This is a genomic window from bacterium (genome assembly GCA_035945995.1).
GTDB lineage: Bacteria > Sysuimicrobiota > Sysuimicrobiia > Sysuimicrobiales > Segetimicrobiaceae > DASSJF01.
Map to the genome: position 1 here is coordinate 1 of DASYZR010000019.1, position 18,778 is coordinate 18,778.

An 18,778-nucleotide genomic window follows, 5' to 3' on the forward strand; every position below is an offset into this window, starting at 1 on the left:
GACGACGGAAAGCACCCGCATCATGCCGACCAAGAGGGGTTTTTGGGAGCGCCAGGTCGATATCGGGGCGCGCGTCAAGGGGGGCCAGCATCTCGCGTCCGTGCTCGACGAGAGGGGTGACGAGATCGAACGGCTCGTCGCGCCTTTTGCCGGCATCGTACTTTACCTCCGGGGATTCGGACTCGTCGACCCGCTCTCGCCCAAGCTTGGACATCGATACGGAGCCGTCGCCGTTGCTAGTACCTTGCTAGTACAATTGGCCCCTGTTGCTCAATAGGCGATCGTGTGGAAACCCTTGGTAATCATGGTGGGCGCGCGAGGACTTGAACCTCGGACCTCTTCCGTGTCAAGGAAGCGCTCTGACCCCTGAGCTACGCGCCCGGTCCGGCACTCAGATGGTATGGCACTGGGCCTATGCCGTCAAGGAGCCACGGGGATCCGGATCGTGTCGTGTCTTGACGACGTCACGCAGTCGGCAATCCAGCACCGCCGTGGGTGAGCTTCCTCGATGGTACAAGGCTTTGTGACCGGCGCAGCGAATCTGAGCGCGAGGCCGCGCCAAAGCACCGGCCGCACGCTGCCGGACGGAGCCCGAACCGTGATCACACCAGCGCCTGTACGATCGACGGCACGGCTGCTCGCCGCCGTGCTGATCCTCGCCCTGATCGCGCCCGTGGCCGGTGCAGAACTGGCTCACGCCGTAAGCTCAGCCCAGGACGCTCCCGCCGCGCCGCCGGCCGGTTCCGTCCGAACCGGCCTCGAAGTCCTGCTCCGGGACCCGCCGGAAGTACTCCGCGGCAAGCGGATCGGCCTGATCACAAATCCGACCGGGGTCACGTCTGACCTCCAAAGCGGGGCCGACCTGCTCGCCGCGCGCCGGGACATCCACCTCGTCGCGCTGTTCGGACCCGAGCACGGGATTCGCGGCAGCGGGGGCGCCGGCGTGGCCGTCGCGAGCGCCACCGATCCGAAAACCGGGCTGCCGGTCTACAGCCTCTACGGTCAGAACCGCAAGCCGACGCCGGCGATGCTCCGCGGGCTCGACGCGCTCGTCTTCGACATTCAGGACGTGGGCGCGCGGTTCTACACGTACGTGTCCACGATGGCGCTCGCGATGCAGGCGGCGGCCGAGAACAACCTGCTCTTTGTCGTGCTCGACCGGCCGGATCCGCTCGGCGGCGAGCTCGTGGAAGGACCGGTGCTCGACCCCCGCTGGTCGTCCTTCATCGGGATGTACCCGATTCCGGTCGTTCACGGCATGACGGTGGGCGAGCTCGCACAGTACATCGACGCGGAATCCCACGTCAACGCCCGGCTGCTGGTCGTCAAGATGGAAGGCTGGCACCGGTCGATGTGGTTCGATCAGACCGGCCTGCCCTGGGTGATGACCTCACCCGGCATCCCGCACTTCGCCACGGCGGTGCTCTACCCGGCGATGGGCCCGGTCGGCGATACGAATCTCTCCGTGGGCGTGCTGACGACAAAGCCCTTTGAGTTCGTCGGCCAGACTTTCGTTCAGCCGTGGCGGCTCCGCGCGGCGTTGGAGGCCCGCCGTCCCCGCGGGGTGGCATTCCGCGAAGTGTACTGGAGCGGCGAGCCGTGGACCGAGTCGGGCGGTCCGCACTACGCCGGCGTGGAGATTCGCGTCACGGACCGCGCCGCCTACCGGCCGGTCCGGCTGACGCTGGAGATCATCGACGCGGTCCGGCACCTGTACCCGGCCCAGTTCGGGTGGGGCGGCAAGTGGGGCGATCAATACGTGTTCGACGTCGACATGGGGACCGATCAGGTGCGGCGCGATTTCCTGGCGGGCCGGACCCCGGCCCAGATCGAGGAAAGCTGGCAGCCGGCCCTGGCGCGGTTTATGCAGCTTCGCGAGAAGTACCTCCTCTACCGTTAGAGCCGGCGGTCCCACTCCTGGACCGCCCAGGACAGGGACTGCTGCGGCGTCATGCGGCCGAAAAACGCGCTCTCCACCGCCTCCTGAAAGACCCGGAACAGCTCGTCGCTGTGCGGGGTGACCACGGTCAGATCGCGCGCGGTCGCCAGCTCGCGGGCCGCGATGACGCGGGCGCGGTCTTCCGGAGAGGCACTCGCCCGGGTAAAGTACGGATCGGCCGCGGCGTTCCGCGTCGACGGGAAGGCCACGACGACGTGCGAGAACGCCAGCTGATTGTCGTCGTTGGTGACGAACAGCGCAAAGTCCACGGCGCCGGCGCGGTGCCGGCTTTGGAGCGGCACCGCCAGATCCATCGTCGGCAGATCGACAACCCGCCCGCGCCCGAGCGGCATGGGCGCGACCAGGGTGTCCCGGTAGGCGTCCGGGCCGTCGGTCCGCACCCGCTGGATGAACTCCGGCCCGACGACGAACATGCCGAGCTGCCCGGCCGAGTAGCGCTCCGTTGCGCCGAGATATCCGCGCCGCAGCGTGTCGGCCGGAAACAGGTCGTGCTTGAACAGCGCGACGTACCGCGCGAGCACCGCGACGTGGGCCGGACTGTCGAACACGGCGTGCCGGCGGTCGCGGCTCAGGACCGGCAGGCCCTCCTCTTGGAAGACCGTGAGCATGCGGATCTTGTCGACGTTCGGCATGAACCCGTACACGCCGGTCTTCTGCTTGATCGTCACGCCGTCCCGAATGTAGTCGTCCGTGGTCGCCGGCGGCCGTGCGGGGTCCAATCCCGCGCGGCGGAACAGGGCGCGGTTATAGGCGAGGACGTCCGGCTCGACGTACCACGGCAGGCCGTAGGTCCGGCCGCCGACACGGAGCGAGGCCCAGATGTTGGGGAAGTAGCGGGCGCGGGCGGCCGCCGGCACGGCCGCGTCCATGTCCACCAGCGCGCGGGCCTGGGCCATGCGGACCGTCAGCTCGGTGTTGAGGTTGACGACGTCCGGGCCGACGCCCCCGGCGATCGCCGACAGGAGCTTCTGGTCCAGGACCTGATAGTCGATGTCGAGCCACTTGATCCGGACGCCCGGATGCGCATGTTCGTACCGGCGGATCACGTCCTCGATGAGGGCCGTCAGGTCGGGCTTGAGCGAGATCGTCCAGAACTCGAGGGTCGTGGCGGGAGCGGACGCCGCCGGCACGGTTCCCACCGCGAGCAACAGCGCAAGACACAGGAGCGCGCCGCGGCGCGCCCGGCGGGCTGCGCGGACCATTCGCCCCACCCCCGGCGGGATCAGTGGTGCGCCTCGACGGCCTCCTTTTGCTTCCGCGCCTCCGTGGTGACCTTGTCGGCGATGTGCGACGGCACTTCCTCGTAGTGCGAGAACGCCTGCTCGAAGGTCCCGCGGCCGCCGGTCAGCGAGCGCAGGTCGGACGCGTAGCGCAGCATCTCCGCCATCGGGACCTGCGCGCGTACCGTCGTCGTGCCGTCGCCGTTCGGCTCCATGCCCTGGATACGGCCGCGCTTGCTGTTGAGATCGCCGATGATGTCGCCCATCTGATCGTCCGGCACGTGCACCGCCACGTCCACGACCGGCTCGAGCAGGACCGGCCTCGCCTCCTGCATCGCCTTCTTGAACGCCATCGACCCGGCGATCTTGAACGCCATTTCCGACGAGTCGACGTCGTGGTACGACCCGTCGACCAGCGTGACTTTGAGGTCCACCACGTTGTAGCCGGCGACGACGCCCTCGCCCATCGCCTCCTTGATGCCCTTCTCGACCGCGGGGATGAACTGGCGCGGGATCGCGCCGCCGAAGATCTTGTCGACAAACTCATATCCGCCGCCGCGCGGCTTCGGATCCATCTCGATCCAGCAGTCGCCGTACTGTCCGCGGCCGCCGGTCTGCTTCTTGTACTTGCCCTGGACGCGCGCGTGCGCGCGCACCGTCTCGCGATACGGCACGCGCGGCACGGACAGCACCACGTCCACGCCGAACTTCCGGCGCAGCCGGTCGGCCACGATCTCGAGGTGCGACTCGCCCATGCCCGAAATCAGCGTCTGGTGCATTTCGCTGGCGCGCTGGACGACGAGGGTGTGATCCTCCTCGGTGAGGCGCGCCAGCGCGCTGCCGAGCTTGTCCTCGTCGGTCTTGCTCTTCGGCTCGACCGCCATCGCGATCGCCGGCTTCGGAAACTCGATCGGCGGCAGCGTGACGGCCTTGTCCTTGTCGGTCAGCGTGTCGCCCGTCGCGGTATCGGCCAGTTTCGCCACCGCGCCCAGGTCCCCGGCCGGCAGCTCGGGCGCGGGCTCCTGGTGCTTCCCGCGGAGCACGAACAACTGACCGATGCGCTCCAACCGGCCGCGGGCGGCGTTCCACACCTGGGAGTCGGACTTGAGCGTGCCGTTCACGACCCGGAGATACGAGAGCTTGCCGACGTAGGGATCCGCCATCGTCTTCCAAACCTGCGCGGCGAGCACGCCGTCCGGGTCCGCGGTCAGCGTCACCTCATCGCCTTTCGCGCCGCGGGCGGCCACCGGGCCGCGCTCCGCCGGCGACGGCAGGAGTCCGACGATCGCATCGAGGAGCGGCGCGACCCCGAGCCCGTTGTGCGACGCGGCCGCGCAGAACACCGGCGCGATCGTCCCCGCCCGGACCCCGGCGTGCAGGCCTCGGGCGATCTGCTCGGCGGTGAGCTCGCCCTTTTCGAGGTAGACCTCGGTGAGGGCATCATCCGACTCGGCGATCGCTTCGATCAGCCGCTCCCGCGCCGCCCTGGCGGCGTCCATCGCCTCGGCCGGGACCTGATCCGCGGGGAGCGGCCCCGCGGCCCCGTGCGCCCGCATCTCCAGGAGGTCGACGACGCCGGCGAACGCACTCTCCCCGCCGACCGGCCACTGCACCGCGACGACGCTCTTCCCAAACCCGGCCTGCAGTGCCTCCAGCACCCGGGTGAAGGCGGCGTTCTCCCGGTCCATCCGCGTGATCACGAACGCCCGGCTCCGTCGCTCGCGCGCCGCGATGGCGTCGGCCTTCTCGGTCTGGACCTCCACGCCGGCGACCGCGTCGACGGCGACGAGCACGCTCTCGACGGCCCGCACGGCGCCGGCGATCTCCCCCATAAAATCCGGATATCCCGGACCGTCGACGAGGTTGACCTTGTGGTCCTTCCATTCGAGCGGCGCAATCGCCGCGCTGATCGTGATCCGCCGGCGGGCCTCTTCCGGGTCGAAATCCGTCGTCGTCGTGCCGTCTTCGACCCGGCCCATGCGGTCGATCGCCTTCCCGGCGAACAGCAGGGCTTCGACGAGCGTCGTCTTACCGGTGCCGCCGTGTCCGACCACGGCGACGTTTCGGATACGGTCCGGCGGGTAGCGCTTCATGATTGCGTCCTCCTCCAACGGCCCGGTCAGGTCCGTCTACAACACGGGCCGGCCGGCAGTCCTGCTTTCAATATCCCCGGGCGACGTCGACCCGATTCAGGAGGGGCTCACCGCTCAGGTACCGCCGGAGATTCTCGCAGAACAGGGGCATCGCCCTCTCGAGGAACCCGGGAAACGAGCCCCCCACGTGCGGCGTGATGATCACCCCGGGCAGCCGCCAGAGCGGACTGGCGGCCGGCAGCGGCTCGTGTTCGAAGACGTCGAGCCCGGCCCCCGCCAGGTGCCCGGACGCGATCGCCTCGGCCAGCGCCGCCTCATCGACGATGCCGCCGCGCCCCACGTTGACGAGGAACGCGCCGCGGGGCAGCCGCGCGAGCTCCGGCGCGCCGATGAGTCCGCGCGTCTCGGAGGTGAGCGGCAGCGTCACGGCGAGCACGTCGGCCACGCGCAGGACGTCGTCGAGCCGGTCCGGCGGAGCGACGCGGTCGACGCCTGACACGGGCGCCCCCGACCGCCGGGTGCCCCAGACGCGCATGCCGAAGGCCGCGGCGCGCCGGGCGACCTGGATACCGATCGTGCCGAGTCCCAAAATGCCCATCGTGCGGTCCCGGACGGCCATCCCCACCGCACCGTCGCGCAGCCACCGGCCCTCGGCCTGGCGGGCCAGCGCGACCGGCAGCCGCCGCGCGTGTGCCAGGACGAGCGCCATCACGTGCTCCGCGATCACGTCGCCGTGAACGTGCGAGTTCGTCACGATGATGTCCGTCCCGGCCACGTCCCGGCAGAGGTTTTCCACGCCCGCGCCCGTGGAGTGCACCCACCGCAGGCGGGCGGCCCGCGTCGCGGCCTCGCGCAGCGGCCGAAATCCGACGATCACTTCCGCCTCCGGCGCCTCCGCCAGCCAGTGCGCGCGGTCGCTCACCTGCACCAGCCGCACGCGCGGGTCCACGGCTTCAATCGCCGCGGCGTGGGCATCGTGCGGCGCGGCATCGGCCGCCAGCGCCGCGACCAGGCACGGCTGATCCGCGGGCACCGGCCGCGCGGGCGGGGTCTCAGGCGGCATCGCGCGATGCCTCTCTCAGGCGCACCTGGACGAAGCGGGGATCGAGCGCGGCGAGCAGCCAGCCCGCCTGCGGCCCCGAATCCTTCCCGAGCAGCGCCTCGTAGATCGCCCCGAACGCCTCGCGCGGTCCGAGGCCGAGCTCCTGCTTCAACGCGTGCAGGTGCGCGTGCAGCTCCTCGCCGGTCCACCGGCGCGCGGCCATCGCGTCGGCCACGCGGCCGAGATATTGCCGCTGGTCCGCCGACAGCCGCGCCACGCCCTCCGGCAAGACCGTCCGGACCTCGAACTTCGCCTGCTCCGGCGCGTAGCTGGCCAGCCAGCGCCGGGCGTCGTCGATCCGCCGGCCGAGTTCGGCGCGATCCGCCTCGGTGAGCGGCGCGCCCTTGTCCCGCTCCACCGCTTCCGCGACGTCGACCGACGGAATTTGCATCAGTTGGGCGACCTTGGCAAAACGCGGGCGGTAGCAGCGCGGCTGCTCGCCGTCGACCCGGGAAAAGTAGAACGTGCGCGCGAGATCCTCGTTCGCGGGCGTCCGCCCCGCCTGCCCCGCCTGCCCCGCGCCAGACGGGGCGCCAGACGGGGCGCGCGACGGGACGTCCCCGAAATACGCCGCGGCGGCGCGGTCGTACTCGTCGTAGAGGTTCGGAATCGTATCGCCGTGCGGGTCGAACTCCACCTGCTTGCGCGGATGCGGCCGCACGATCAGAAACCGGGCCAGTTCCGCGCGCAACACGTCGAGAATCTCCGCGGCGGTCGTGCCCACCGCCTTCGAGGTGCTCATCTTCTTGCCGCCGTAGAGCAGGAACTCGTAGGCGAACGCGTACGGCGCGGGCCGGCCGAAGATGCGCTGGCTCAGCGCGACGGCGACATCATGCGACCCGCCGCGCGTCATGTGGTCCTTGCCCGCGCCCTCCACGGTGACCCCCAATGCGTCCCACTTCGCCGGCCACTCCATGCGGTACAGCAGTTTCGCGCCGCCGCCGAACGGCGACCGGCGGCCCCGGTACCCGCAGCCCTGCGCCCACGTCACCTTGTCCGGCGCGCAGACGTACTCGACCTCGGCGCCGTCCCAGGCCAGCACGTTGGTCGTCCCGATCCGGCCGCAGCCCTCGCACAGGACCAGCACGGGCCACCAGCCATCGTCGATCCGCCGGCTCGAGGTCACGTCGCGCCAGATCTCCCGGATCTCCACGACGCGATCGAGCGCCAGCCGGATGCCCCGGTCGAACCGGCCCTCCTGGTACATCTCCGAGGTCCGGTAGATCCGCGGCCGCGCGCCGAGGCGGGTGAACACGCCCGCGAACTCGTCGGCGAAATACCGCGCATAGCTCGCCGCCCCGGTCCCGGGCGGCGCCGGAATCGCCGCGAGCGGCATCCCCATGTAGCGCGCAAACTCGGGGAGCGACGGCGGCAGATCGTCCATGGGGTCGTAGTCATCGAACCCGTACAGAAACGTGGTCTGTGCGCCGCGATCGTGGAGGGCGCGCGCGATGCACTCGTGCATCAGCACGCCGCGGAGGTGCGCCACCGTCACGTGCCCGGACGGCGTCTTGGCATCGTTGATCACGTGCGGTCCGGGAGAACGGTTGAGAAGGTTCTCGACGAGCAGATCGACCCACATATCGCCTGGCTAGGTTCTCGCCGGTTCGAAAGCGCTCCTCCGCCGCAGCCAGGCCCGGGCCTCGCCGACGAAGTAAAACGAGCCCGTCACGACCAGCACGTCGTCGGGCCCGGCGAGCGCCCGCGCGCGCGCAACCGCCGCGCGGCGGTCCTCCACCGCCTCGACGCGCGGCGTATAGCGGCGCACTTCGTCCGCGAGCTCCGCCGCGGGCAGCGCGTGGGGGTTGTCGGGCGTCGTCGTCACGACGGCCGACGCGAGCGGCGCGAGGAGCGCGGTGACGGCGCGGTAGTCCTTCGTCGCCAGCATGCCGAACGCGACCACGAGCCGGCGCCCGCCGAGCAGTTCTTCGAGGGTCGCGCGCAGAGCCGCCATCGACGCCGGGTTGTGGCCCACATCCACGATCGTGTACGGCCGCCGCCCGACCAGTTCGACGCGGGCCGGCCACCGCACCGCGCGGATGCCGGCGCGCACGGCCTCCGGGGTGAGGTCCCAGGCGGCCGCCAGGCCGCGGACGCCGGCGAACAGCTGCTCCGCCGCGGCGACCGCCGTCGCGGCGTTCACCGCCTGGTGACGTCCGAGCAGCGGAATCTCGACGTCGTAGGCGGCGAGACGTCCGCGGATCCGCGCGGCCACGCCGTCGAGCGAGGAGGCGCGCACCTCGCAGGCGACGTCCCGGCCCACCAGCACAAGCGGGGCCGCCGCCGCGCGGGCGGCGCCCTCGACGATGGTCAGCGCCTCGTCGGGCTGCGGCGCCGACACCACCGGCCGCCCGGGGCGCATGATGCCGGCCTTCTCCCCCGCGATCTCGGTGAGCGTCTGCCCGAGCAGTTCCGTGTGGTCGTAGCTGATGGGCGTGATGACCGAGACGAGCGGGTCCGTCACGTTGGTCGCGTCGAGCCGGCCGCCGATGCCGACCTCGATCACCGCGAGGTCCACTCCGGCCCGTTGGAATTCGAGCAGCGCCATGGCCACGGTCGTCTCGACGTAGGTCGCGGGACCCCAGGAATCCGCGCGGCCGGCCTCGATCGCGGGCCGCACCGTCTCCACGAGCCGGACGAGCTCGGCCCGCGAGACCAGGCGCCCGTCCACCCGGATGCGTTCGCGGTAATCCACCAGGTGCGGCTTCACCGTCAGCCCGACCCGCAGCCCGGCCGCCCGGAGGATCTGCGCCAGCATCATCGCCGTGGAGCCCTTGCCTTTGGTCCCGGCGACGAGCACGCACGGCACCCGCACCTCGGGCGCGCCGAGGCGATCGAGCAGTGCGCGCATGCGCGACAGTTTCACCTCGTGGTACGGCCGGCGCGGCCGGCCGGCGGCGCCGATCAGGCTGTCGAGATAGGCGAGGGCCTGCGGGTAGGTCACGCCGGGCCGGGCTCGAGTTGCCGGAGCGCGGCCGCGAGCGTATTCTCGATCACCATGGCGATCGTCATCGGCCCGGTCCCCCCGGGCGTCGGCGTAATCGCGCCCGCGACGTCGCGCAAGGCGTCAAAGTCCACGTCCCCAACGATCCGGCCGTCGACGTGATTCTGGCCGACGTCGATCACGACCGCACCACGCTTGACCATCTCGGCGCGAATCAGATGCGGGCGGCCGACCGCGCTCACCAGGATGTCCGCCCGCCGCGTGTGCGCGGCGAGGTCCGGGGTGCGCGAGTGACAGATGGTGACGGTGGCGTGCTCGGCCAGCAGCATGAGCGCGACCGGCTTGCCGACGATGTTGCTGCGTCCCACCACGACGGCCTCGCGGCCCGCGGGCGAGACCCCCGCCGCCTCGATGAGCGCCATCACGCCGAGCGGGGTGCAGGGTGCGAGGCCTGGACGGCCGAGCGCCAGCCGCCCCATGTTGACCGGCGTCAGGCCGTCGACGTCCTTGTCCGGCGCGAGGTGCGCAAAGACCGCCTCTGCGGTGATCTGCGGCGGCAGCGGCAGCTGCGGCAGGATGCCGTGCACGTCCGTGCGGGCATTGAGGGTCTCGATCAGGCCGAGGTACTCGCCCGGCGGCACGGCGGCGGGGAGATGGAACGTCTCCGACCGCATGCCGACCCGTCCACAGGCCCTGGCCTTGCTGGCCACGTATGCGCGCGAGGCGGGACCGTCGCCCGCAAGCACTGCGGCGAGGCACGGCGCGACCCCGTGACGCTCGATGAACTCACCGACACGCCGGGCGAGCACGGCGCGCCGGGCGCGCGCGATCGCCGTCCCGTCGAGGATCGTGGCCGCGACCGGCGGCTACCCGAATGCCGCCTTGAGATCCTTGCCGGCGGTGAAGGCCGCCACCTTGCGCGCCGGGATCTGGATCTTCTCCCCGGTGCGAGGATTGCGGCCCTCCCGCGCGGCGCGGGCCCGCACGGCAAAGGTCCCGAAGCCCACGAGCGTCACCTTTTCGTCGCGCCGCAGCGCGTCCGTGATGCCGGCCAGGATCGCATCGAGCACCGTGGAGACCTGCTTTCGCGTCTCCCCGGTCGCGCCGGCCACATGCTCGACAAGTCCTTCTTTGTTCATGGGCTCCCTCCAGGCGATGCTGGAGCGGGAGACGGGAATCGAACCCGCATCGCCAGCTTGGAAGGCTGGCACTCTACCATTGAGCTACTCCCGCCCGCGACGCATCCCCGCGCCCCGTTCCACCCGCTTCGCGGACGCCATGCGCAAGTACGTCGAGGAGCGATGCGAACGGGGGCGCTGATGCGAACGGCTCCATTCTAGCAGACTCTCGACCCGGCGGAGACGCGAATTGCGGCGCAGAATAGCCGACGATCCGGGGCGGCACGGCGGCCGCCGGCAGTCGCTACCCCCGCGGAATCAGGCAGGCTGGACGATGCGCTCGAGGTCGATGAGGACGGGTTCGATGTCGATGAGGGACGTCCAGCGTCCACGTTCACTCGCGGCAAAGCAGCCGTAGTGGCGCGGGCACACAAAGACCCGGGCCGGGCCGGCCCGGGCTTGGCCCTCGAGCTCGACGAAATACCAGCCGGACTCGCCCCCGCGACGTTCGCGCGGACACGTAAAACATTTCACGGATTCCCGCGTATTGAATCGCTGCCCCGCTGCCATGGCCCGCTGCGGCCCCCCTGGCGGCAATTCACTCGATGCCTGTGGCTATTGCTATGCCCTTCGTCGACCTTTGCTAGACCCGGCGTACCCACCCACCATAGCGAGGCGGCCGCGGCGCCGGACGTGTGGTGGGGAGGGAAGGATTCGAACCTCCGAAGGCATTCCGCCAGCTGATCTACAGTCAGCCCCCTTTGGCCGCTTGGGTACCTCCCCCGAGGGTTCTCGTCGAACGCGGCCCGTTCTCCAGGGTGATTGTAGGGGCAATGGACGCCGGCTGTCAAACGCGTTGCCCGCGCCCCAGGGCAGGTGTGCGTTTCCCGTCATCCGCGGCTGTACGGCAGGAAGTACCGGCCGGCGCTCGAGCCGCCGTCGACGTCGATGACCGTCCCGGTGACGTAGTCCGCCGCGCGCGACGACAAGAACAGTACCGCGACCGCGACGTCTTCCGCCAGGCCCATGCGGCCCCACGGAATGTTGGTCATCAGCGTTTGGCGGTAGGTCGGGTTGACGTCCTGCCGGCGGCCGACGTCGATCAGGCCGGGCGACACCACGTTCACGTGGATCCGGTGCTCGGCCAACTCCTGGGCGAGCACTTTGCTCAACATGACGATGCCGGCCTTGCTGGCGCAGTAGTGGGCCGCGCCACGCCGCGCCGACTTGTAGGCGCCGGACGCGATGTTGACGATGTGCCCCCGCACCCCGCCGGCCACCATCCGGCGGGCCACGGCGCGCGCCATCCGGAACGTTCCGGTGAGATTCGTCCCGATCACGGCATCCCAGTGCTCGTCCGACATCTCGATCACCGGGCAGTTGGGATAGACCGCGGCGTTGTTCACGAGGACTTCGATGGGTCCGAGCATGCGGGTCGCCTCCTCGACGAGACGGTCCGCGTCCCGAATGTCGCCCGGCACGCCGACCGCGCGGCCGGGCCCGTCCGCGAGACCCCCCACCGTCTCCGCCACCCGCTCCGGGTCGAGGTCCATCGCGGCGACGTGGGCCCCCGCGCGGACGAAGGCCGTCGCGATGCCCCGTCCGATCCCCGATCCGGCCCCGGTGACGACCACCCGACGGCCCGCGAACTCACTCACGTCCGCACCCCCATGCCTACCCCGCGTCCACGGCCCCCCGTGAGGAAATTCGGCGCCGGGCACCGAACTACTCGGGCATGGACATCACGGCCAAGATCGTTCTCGTCATCGTCCTGTGCGGCCTGCTCACCCTCTTCATCTGGTACTCGCGCTCGCGGCCCGCCTACGCCCCTGTGCGGGTCGGCGCGTCCCCGGCGCCCTTCGTCGAGCAGGACATTGCCGGCCTGCGCACGCCGCCGAAACTCGGCTGGAACTGGTGGGCGTTCTTCCTCGGACCGATCTGGTATCTGGCCGAGGGCCTGTGGGTCCACGCGATTATCCTGACGCTCCTGATCGGCCTGTCCGGCGGCATTCTGTGGCCGTTCGCGGCGGCGTACGCGGGCGCGAAGGCCAACGAGACGCTGGTCGACTTCCGGCTCGCCCGGCACAGTTACTACTAAGCGACGGCCCGCGTCAGACCCTCCGAAGAACGACACGACGATCCGCGGGCCGGCCGACGGCCCGCCGCTTAGGTCTTCCGCAGGCGCGGATCCAGGACGTCCCGCACACCGTCGCCGAGCAGATTGAATCCCAGCACCAGCAGCAAGATCGCCAGCGCCGGCAGGGTCGCCACCCACCACTGATCCATCAGAAACGACCGGCCCTCTGACACCATGAGCCCCCACTCCGGCGTCGGCGGCTGCGCGCCGAAGCCGATGAACGCGAGCCCCGCGGACGTGAGAATGACGCCGCCGATCTCGAGGGTCGCCTGGACGAACAGCGGCGCGACGGCATTGGGGATGAGATGCCGCACGACGATCGCCGCGTCGCGGGCGCCCTGGGCCCGCGCCGCTTCGATGTAATCACGGGGCCGGATCGCGAGAGTCTGTGCGCGGGCGAGGCGCGCGTACGACGGCCACGACGTGATGGCGATGGCGATGAGTGCGTTCGTCAGGCTCGGGTGGAGAATCGCCGAGATCGCCATCGCGAGCACAAGCGCCGGAAACGCGAGGAACATGTCGGTGAGCCGCATCAGCGTCTCGTCCCACCAGCCTCCGCGCCACCCCGCGGCGGTCCCCGCCGCGGTGCCGAAGACGATCGCGGCGGACACCACCGCGACCCCGGAGATGACAGAGATGCGCGCGCCGTAGACGACACGGCTCAACACATCGCGGCCGAGCGAATCCAGCCCGAACGGATGCGCCGCGCTCGGCGGGGCGAGGCGGTGCCCGAGGTCCTGGAGCAGAGGGTCCTGGATCGCGAGCAGCGGCGCGGTGGCCGCCACCACGATGAACCCCGCCACCACCACCAGCCCAAGGAGCGTCAGCGGGCTGCGCCGGAACGCCGCCCATGCCACCCCGGCGGACGACCGAACGCCGGATCCGCGAGTGCGCCGCCTCAATTCCCAGAGTCGGTCCCGGCGCGACTCCCTGGGCACTCCGGGTGTGCCGGCGGACGGAGACTCGGCCATGGTCCTACGTGTACCGGATTTGCGGGTCGAGATACGCGTAGAACAAATCGACGGCAAGGTTTGCGACCGAGTAGATGATCGCGATCACCAGGGTGACCCCCAGGACAGCGGGGATGTCGACGTTCGTCACCGAGTTCGTCGCATACCGGCCGATGCCCGGCCACGAGAAAATCGTCTCGGTCAGCACGGCGCCGGACAACAGACCTCCGAATGCGAGCCCCACGACGGTCACCGTCGGCAAGAGCGCGTTGCGGAGCGCGTGCCTGAGCACAACGCGCCGTTCCGACACGCCCTTGGCGCGCGCGGTCCGAACGTAGTCCTGGCGCAGCACTTCGAGCAGGCTGCCCCGGGTCATCCGCGTGATCAATCCCGTCTGATAGTAGCCGAGAACCAGGGCGGGCAATACGAGGTGCCTCAGCCCGTCGCGCAGGGCGTCCCAGTCGGCGGTCAGGAGCGCGTCGACCACCACCATGCCGGTGATGTGTGCGGGCGGGCTCGTGTAGACGTCGAGCTGACCGGGGCCGGGCAGGACACCGAGTTTCACATAGAGGACGCCCAGAAGCAGCAGCGCGAGGTAGAAGACCGGGAGGGACGTCCCGCCCAACGCAAAAATACGCGCGGCGTGATCGGGCCAGGCGTCCTTGTAGAGCGCCGACACGATCCCGGCCGGCACGCCGATCAGTATCGCGACCAGCATGGCCGCGGTGGCCAGTTCCACGGTGGCCGGCAGGTACTGCGCGAGGTCGCGGCTGACCGGTCGGTTGTCCATGATCGAGATGCCGAGATCGCCGTGCACGAGCGCCCCGATGTAGATCGCGTACTGCACCGGCAACGGACGGTCGAGCCCGATCTCATGACGGACTTTCGTCACGAGTTCCGGCGGGGCGTGGTCGCCCAAGTAGGTCACGACCGGGTCGGCCGGCACGACGTGGGAGAGCACGAACGTGACTACCGAGACCCCGAAGAGCACGAACGCGGTAAGGCTGGCCCGGCGTACCACGTAGTACCAGAACGTCATGGCGAACCACGGTGGGGGGGCCGGTCACCTCGGGACCGGCCCCCCGCCGTCATCCCGCCCTACTGCTTCACGACGGTCGGGAAATCGATACCGTTCACCGCGTCAAACGCCAAGTGCGTGACGTGCTTCGAGAGGGCGAGCGAAAGCAGCGGCTGGTACAGCATCGCGAACGGCCCGTCCTGATACATCATGTCGTTGATCCGCTTGTAGAGCGCGGCGCGCTGCGGGTTGTTCTCGAGCGCGCTTGCCTGGTCGACGAGCTTGGCCAGCGGGTCGTTGTAGTACTGCAGGCGCCACGCCAGGGACTTCTGTGTATAATCACCGAACGGCTTCGCGAAGTCATCCGGATCCGGGTAGTCGACCGACCAGTTCGCCAGGACCATCTGCGACTTCTGAGCGCGGTACGTCTGGTAGAGCTCGCTCGAGGCCACCTGCCGGACGTTCACACGGATGCCCACCGCCCCGAGGTCGTTCTTGACCTTGGCCGCGAGATCCCCGGCAGAGACGCCGCCGGCGGCCACGCCGTTCGAGGCCAGTAGCTCGGCCGCGAAGCCGTTCGCAAAACCGGCCTCGGCCAACAACGCGCGCGCCTTTGCCGGATCGTGCGTGTACGGTTGGGCGGCATCGTATCCAAAGAGGCCCTTCGGGATGATGCCCTCAAGCGGCAGGCCGTTGCCGCTCAGCAGGGACTTGACGATGCCGTCGTAATCGAGGGCGTACTTGACGGCCTGGCGGACCTGCGGCTTCGTGAACGCCGGCACGTTCTTCACGTCCATCCCGACGTATGTCATCGAGAGGTCCGGGACCTGCTGCACAGAAAACCGAGTGTCGCCGCGCAGCGCGGCAAGTTGCGACGCCGACAGATCGTACGCAACGTCCGCGTCGCCCCGCGTGAGCATGTCCCGTGCGACCGTGGACTCCTGGATGCCGGCCAGCACCACGCGCTTGATGGTGGGGGACGGCCCGGCGTTGTAGCGAGGGTTCGCCACGAGGTCGATCGTGACAAGGCGCTCCCAGTGGGCGAGGACATAGGGGCCGCTGCCGGCCGAGTGATCGGTCAGCCACTTCGTCCCCCAGTCACCGCCCTGGATGTGCGCCTTGACCGTCTTGCTGTCGGGGATCCCGGCCACGGGGTTCGCCATGATCGACAGGAACGCCCCTGGGCTGAAGGGTTTCGTCAGCGAGACGACCACGGTCGATGGATCGGGCGCGCGGACGACCTGGTCGACGTTTTTCGGGTCGATATCCATCTGCGTGATGAGCCAGGAAGCCGGATCCTTGGGGATATTCACCACGCGTTCGAACATGTACACGACGTCGGCCGACGTCAACGCGTTCCCCGATTCGAACGTGATCCCCTTGCGCAGGTGGAAGGTGTACGTGCGCGCGTCCTTGCTGACCGTCCAGGACGACGCAACTTGCGGACGCACATGAGTCAGATCGCCGCCGGCAAACGTCACGAGGTTGGAATAGCATGCGCGGGCGGCGGCCGTGCTTGAGAATTCGAATGCGACCTGCGGGTCGAGCGAGATCGCGTCCGTAATATCACGGGCCACGATCAGCGTTTGCTGGCGGCCGTAGGATGGTGCCGAGCGGCCGGGCACGACCGCCCAGCCGCCAATCAGTACGGCGGTGACCATTACCGCGATGACACGTCGCATGCAGACCCCCTCCCGGGACACCGCGTATTCGCGGCGTTGAAACGTGCGAGGCGCTTTCGCCGGGATACGGGAGCGCCCCTTCTTGCGCCGGCGGGCGCCGAGACACACGGGTGTGCCCGATGGGCCCAAGGAGTGTGGGGTATAGTCGCACTCATCGATGCCGCGTGATTGGGCAGCCCCACTGGTCCACCCGCGGTCAGGCCGCCTTCAGATCGGACGTGCAGTTCGGACAGCGCACGGCGCCGAGCGGAATTGCCGACAGGCAGTACGGGCACGGCTTCGTAGTCGGCGCAGCCGCGGGCTGGCGCCGCATGCGATTGACCTGTCGGATCACGAGGAAGATGACGAACGCCACGATGACGAAGTCGATGATCGTGTTGATGAAGACCCCGTAGTTGATCGTGGGAGCCCCCGCTGCTTTTGCGGCCGCGACGGAGGGATACGGGCCGCCTTTTAGGGTGACGAAGAGATTCGCGAAGTCGAGCCCGCCGAGCGCAAGACCGATCGGCGGCATCACGATGTCGTTCACGAGCGACGAGATGATGCGCCCAAAGGCCGCACCGAGGATGATCCCGATCGCCATGTCGAGCAGGTTCCCCCGCATTGCGAACTCCCGAAACTCCTTCAGCATGTCCGCCTCCTCTGAGCCAGAGTAACGCCAATCGCTGTTCGTCGCGGTTCGGCATGGTGGCGGACCGTTTCGGGGTGGTTTGGATGCTCTTCGTCGCGTCGTACCGGTGACGATGCGATGATAAATCTCGCGAGAGCCGTTTAGGCGGGGCTCCCCACCCTTTCATGTTGGGAACCTACACGCTCCCGTCGATTCCATGCTCGACTTGGCGTCGGTATTCTGCCGCATCGAAGTGCCCTTGAGATTCGGCGACCAGGCCATCGGAGCCGAACCGCCACTCCTCAAAGCCGGTGATTCGGACCCGCTTTCCGGTTCCTCCGGGTCCAGTATTCGCACCTGTGAGCGTCCATTGATAAATGACCTTGTCCCCATGGTCGAGGAGATCGTCCATCATGACCACCAAATCGGGGAAGGCGGTCATAAAGCCCTGTGCGGCCTGGCCAATCGCCTCGCGGCCGAGCGCCGGAGAACCGCCATTGATGGTGAGCGATCCCCGGGCGAGAAGAATTCGGCCACGCTCGGTGCGTTTTGACTGCGCCACGCCGCGGTGTAGCGTTGAGCGAACTCGCGAAGCCGTGCCTGTCTTTCCGGAACCATATCGTCCTCCAAAGGACCGTCGTTCGGCCCAAGGCTGCTTGAATCAACCAAAGCCTAGGAGAATCTGGAGCCCCCGACCAGATTCGAACTGGTAACCCCCTCATTACAAGTGAGGTGCTCTGCCGGGTTGAGCTACGGGGGCCGGCGATCATGGACAGTCTAGCAGCACGACCGCTTCGCCGTCGAGAACCAGATCACCGCGGACTCGCTTTCAATCCCATGCCGCCCGCCCGGCGGTCCCGACGCTCTCCCTCCGGCGGCCCGGGCGGCCTTCTGGTATAATGGACCGCGATGAGAGACCAGTACGGACGGGACATCCGGGACCTCCGCGTCTCGCTCACGGACCGGTGCAACCTCCGGTGCGTCTATTGCATGCCGGAGGCGATGCAGTTCAAGCCCACCGACGAGCTGCTGAGCGACGACGAGATCCTGCTGGTCCTGCGGGTCGCCGCCGATCTCGGCGTCCGCAAGGTCCGGCTGACCGGCGGAGAGCCGACGGTTCGCCATGGTCTCATCGACCTGGTGCGCCGGATCGCCGCGATCGACGGCATGCAGGACATCGCGATGACGACGAACGGCGTGCTGCTGGGACGGCTGGCCCAGCCGCTGGCCGAAGCGGGCCTCGGCCGGGTGAACGTCAGTCTCGACACGCTGGATCCCGAGCAGTTCCAGCGCATTACCCGCTGGGGACGGCTCGAGGACGTGCTGGCGGGCCTCGACGCCGCCGAGCGGGCCGGCCTCTCGCCGGTCAAAGTCAACGCCGTGGTCGTGCGCGGGTTCAACGAAGGCGCGGTGGCCGACCTGGCCCGGCTGACGCTCGACCGCGGCTGGGACGTCCGGTTTATCGAGATGATGCCCTTCGGCAGCGTCGCGGGGTTTCAGACCAGCGCCTACGTGCCCACCGCCGAGACCATGGCGAAGATCGAGGCGGTGCTCGGTCCGCTCGCGCCGATCGACACGAGCGGCTACGATCCGGCGCGCACGTACCGGCTCGACGGGGCGCGCGGGACGCTCGGGTTCATCAGCGCGGTGAGCCAGCCGTTCTGCGCGCAGTGCGGACGGCTCCGGCTCACGGCGGAGGGACGCCTCCGGCTGTGCCTCCTGCGCGACGACGAGGTGGACCTGCGCGCGCCGCTGAGGGCCGGCGCCTCCTACGAGGAGCTCCGCGAGCGGTTCGCGGCCGCGGCCTACCGGAAGCCGTGGGGCCACGGATTGGCGCGCCACGTCATACCGCGCCAGCGGATCATGTCGCAGATCGGGGGCTGATTCCGCGCCCCCGGGGGGCGGTCGTCCAACCCGGCACATGAGACGCGTCGAGGCGGGCCC

At 69.3% G+C, this 18,778-nt stretch carries 18 protein-coding genes and 4 tRNA genes; 4 read left to right on the forward strand and 18 right to left on the reverse strand.

Annotated elements, in window-relative coordinates:
- The coding region (locus VGZ23_01465) for a hypothetical protein (protein ID HEV2356273.1) at positions 1 to 277 on the forward strand (277 nt) is incomplete at its 5' end.
- A gap of 28 nt (positions 278 to 305) precedes the next feature.
- Here the strand turns inward: VGZ23_01465 and VGZ23_01470 are convergent.
- Positions 306 to 381 (reverse strand) — tRNA-Val (locus VGZ23_01470).
- A gap of 217 nt (positions 382 to 598) precedes the next feature.
- On the opposite strand from VGZ23_01470, the gene VGZ23_01475 reads away from it, so the two are divergent.
- Positions 599 to 1,900, forward strand: coding sequence for a DUF1343 domain-containing protein (locus VGZ23_01475; GenBank protein HEV2356274.1), 1,302 nt, complete (start codon positions 599 to 601; stop codon positions 1,898 to 1,900).
- Here the strand turns inward: VGZ23_01475 and VGZ23_01480 are convergent.
- The 11 genes from VGZ23_01480 to VGZ23_01530 all read right to left on the reverse strand — a co-directional run bounded on the left by VGZ23_01480 (position 1,897) and on the right by VGZ23_01530 (position 12,095).
- Positions 1,897 to 3,162 carry a sugar ABC transporter substrate-binding protein gene (locus tag VGZ23_01480; GenBank protein ID HEV2356275.1) on the reverse strand — a complete coding sequence of 422 codons (1,266 nt, stop codon included), beginning with the start codon at positions 3,160 to 3,162 and terminating at the stop codon, positions 1,897 to 1,899. The genes VGZ23_01475 and VGZ23_01480 overlap by 4 nt on opposite strands.
- A 20-nt stretch (positions 3,163 to 3,182) precedes the next feature.
- A complete protein-coding gene (gene fusA, locus VGZ23_01485; GenBank protein ID HEV2356276.1) occupies positions 3,183 to 5,273 on the reverse strand; it encodes an elongation factor G in 2,091 nt (696 codons plus the stop codon).
- 67 nt (positions 5,274 to 5,340) lie between these two features.
- Positions 5,341 to 6,336, reverse strand: coding sequence for a D-2-hydroxyacid dehydrogenase (locus VGZ23_01490; GenBank protein ID HEV2356277.1), 996 nt, complete (start codon positions 6,334 to 6,336; stop codon positions 5,341 to 5,343).
- Positions 6,326 to 7,957: a lysine--tRNA ligase gene (gene lysS / locus VGZ23_01495; GenBank protein ID HEV2356278.1), complete on the reverse strand. Its 1,632-nt coding sequence runs from the start codon at positions 7,955 to 7,957 to the stop codon at positions 6,326 to 6,328. The genes VGZ23_01490 and lysS overlap by 11 nt, the downstream gene beginning before the upstream one ends.
- 9 nt (positions 7,958 to 7,966) lie before the next feature.
- The gene (locus tag VGZ23_01500; protein ID HEV2356279.1) at positions 7,967 to 9,319 is read right to left on the reverse strand and encodes a folylpolyglutamate synthase/dihydrofolate synthase family protein; all 1,353 of its coding nucleotides are present in this window, start codon (positions 9,317 to 9,319) and stop codon (positions 7,967 to 7,969) included.
- Positions 9,316 to 10,167, reverse strand: a complete 852-nt coding sequence (locus VGZ23_01505) for a bifunctional 5,10-methylenetetrahydrofolate dehydrogenase/5,10-methenyltetrahydrofolate cyclohydrolase (protein ID HEV2356280.1) — start codon at positions 10,165 to 10,167, stop codon at positions 9,316 to 9,318. The genes VGZ23_01500 and VGZ23_01505 overlap by 4 nt, the downstream gene beginning before the upstream one ends.
- 18 nt (positions 10,168 to 10,185) lie before the next feature.
- Positions 10,186 to 10,458, reverse strand: a complete 273-nt coding sequence (locus tag VGZ23_01510; GenBank protein ID HEV2356281.1) for an HU family DNA-binding protein — start codon at positions 10,456 to 10,458, stop codon at positions 10,186 to 10,188.
- 20 nt (positions 10,459 to 10,478) lie between these two features.
- A tRNA-Gly gene (locus VGZ23_01515) sits at positions 10,479 to 10,552 on the reverse strand.
- 203 nt (positions 10,553 to 10,755) lie between these two features.
- Positions 10,756 to 10,971: a hypothetical protein gene (locus VGZ23_01520; GenBank protein ID HEV2356282.1), complete on the reverse strand. Its 216-nt coding sequence runs from the start codon at positions 10,969 to 10,971 to the stop codon at positions 10,756 to 10,758.
- Positions 10,972 to 11,133: 162 nt separating this feature from the next.
- Positions 11,134 to 11,220, reverse strand: a tRNA-Tyr gene (locus VGZ23_01525).
- 107 nt (positions 11,221 to 11,327) lie between these two features.
- Positions 11,328 to 12,095, reverse strand: a complete 768-nt coding sequence (locus tag VGZ23_01530) for an SDR family NAD(P)-dependent oxidoreductase (protein HEV2356283.1) — start codon at positions 12,093 to 12,095, stop codon at positions 11,328 to 11,330.
- A 77-nt stretch (positions 12,096 to 12,172) separates the two neighbouring features.
- Between VGZ23_01530 and VGZ23_01535 the strand changes: the two genes are divergently transcribed.
- Entirely contained in the window at positions 12,173 to 12,535 is a 363-nt protein-coding gene (locus VGZ23_01535) for a DUF2628 domain-containing protein (GenBank protein ID HEV2356284.1), read from the forward strand.
- Between the two features lie 68 nt (positions 12,536 to 12,603).
- Here the strand turns inward: VGZ23_01535 and VGZ23_01540 are convergent, their stop codons facing one another.
- The 6 genes from VGZ23_01540 to VGZ23_01565 all read right to left on the reverse strand — a co-directional run bounded on the left by VGZ23_01540 (position 12,604) and on the right by VGZ23_01565 (position 17,594).
- Complete coding sequence (locus VGZ23_01540; GenBank protein ID HEV2356285.1) at positions 12,604 to 13,431, reverse strand: ABC transporter permease; 828 nt, start codon at positions 13,429 to 13,431, stop codon at positions 12,604 to 12,606.
- Positions 13,432 to 13,549: 118 nt separating this feature from the next.
- The gene (locus VGZ23_01545; GenBank protein ID HEV2356286.1) at positions 13,550 to 14,563 is read right to left on the reverse strand and encodes an ABC transporter permease; all 1,014 of its coding nucleotides are present in this window, start codon (positions 14,561 to 14,563) and stop codon (positions 13,550 to 13,552) included.
- Between the two features lie 59 nt (positions 14,564 to 14,622).
- Positions 14,623 to 16,224 (reverse strand): ABC transporter substrate-binding protein, encoded by a 1,602-nt coding sequence (locus tag VGZ23_01550; GenBank protein ID HEV2356287.1) that lies wholly within the window; start codon positions 16,222 to 16,224, stop codon positions 14,623 to 14,625.
- Between the two features lie 196 nt (positions 16,225 to 16,420).
- Positions 16,421 to 16,855, reverse strand: a complete 435-nt coding sequence (gene mscL, locus VGZ23_01555) for a large-conductance mechanosensitive channel protein MscL (protein HEV2356288.1) — start codon at positions 16,853 to 16,855, stop codon at positions 16,421 to 16,423.
- Positions 16,856 to 17,030: 175 nt separating this feature from the next.
- On the reverse strand, positions 17,031 to 17,396 hold the full coding sequence (locus VGZ23_01560) for an ester cyclase (protein HEV2356289.1): 366 nt from the start codon (positions 17,394 to 17,396) through the stop codon (positions 17,031 to 17,033).
- Positions 17,397 to 17,517: 121 nt separating this feature from the next.
- A tRNA-Thr gene (locus VGZ23_01565) sits at positions 17,518 to 17,594 on the reverse strand.
- Positions 17,595 to 17,743: 149 nt separating this feature from the next.
- Here VGZ23_01565 and moaA point away from each other — a divergent pair.
- Positions 17,744 to 18,718, forward strand: coding sequence for a GTP 3',8-cyclase MoaA (gene moaA, locus VGZ23_01570; protein HEV2356290.1), 975 nt, complete (start codon positions 17,744 to 17,746; stop codon positions 18,716 to 18,718).
- Positions 18,719 to 18,778 lie beyond the last annotated feature (60 nt).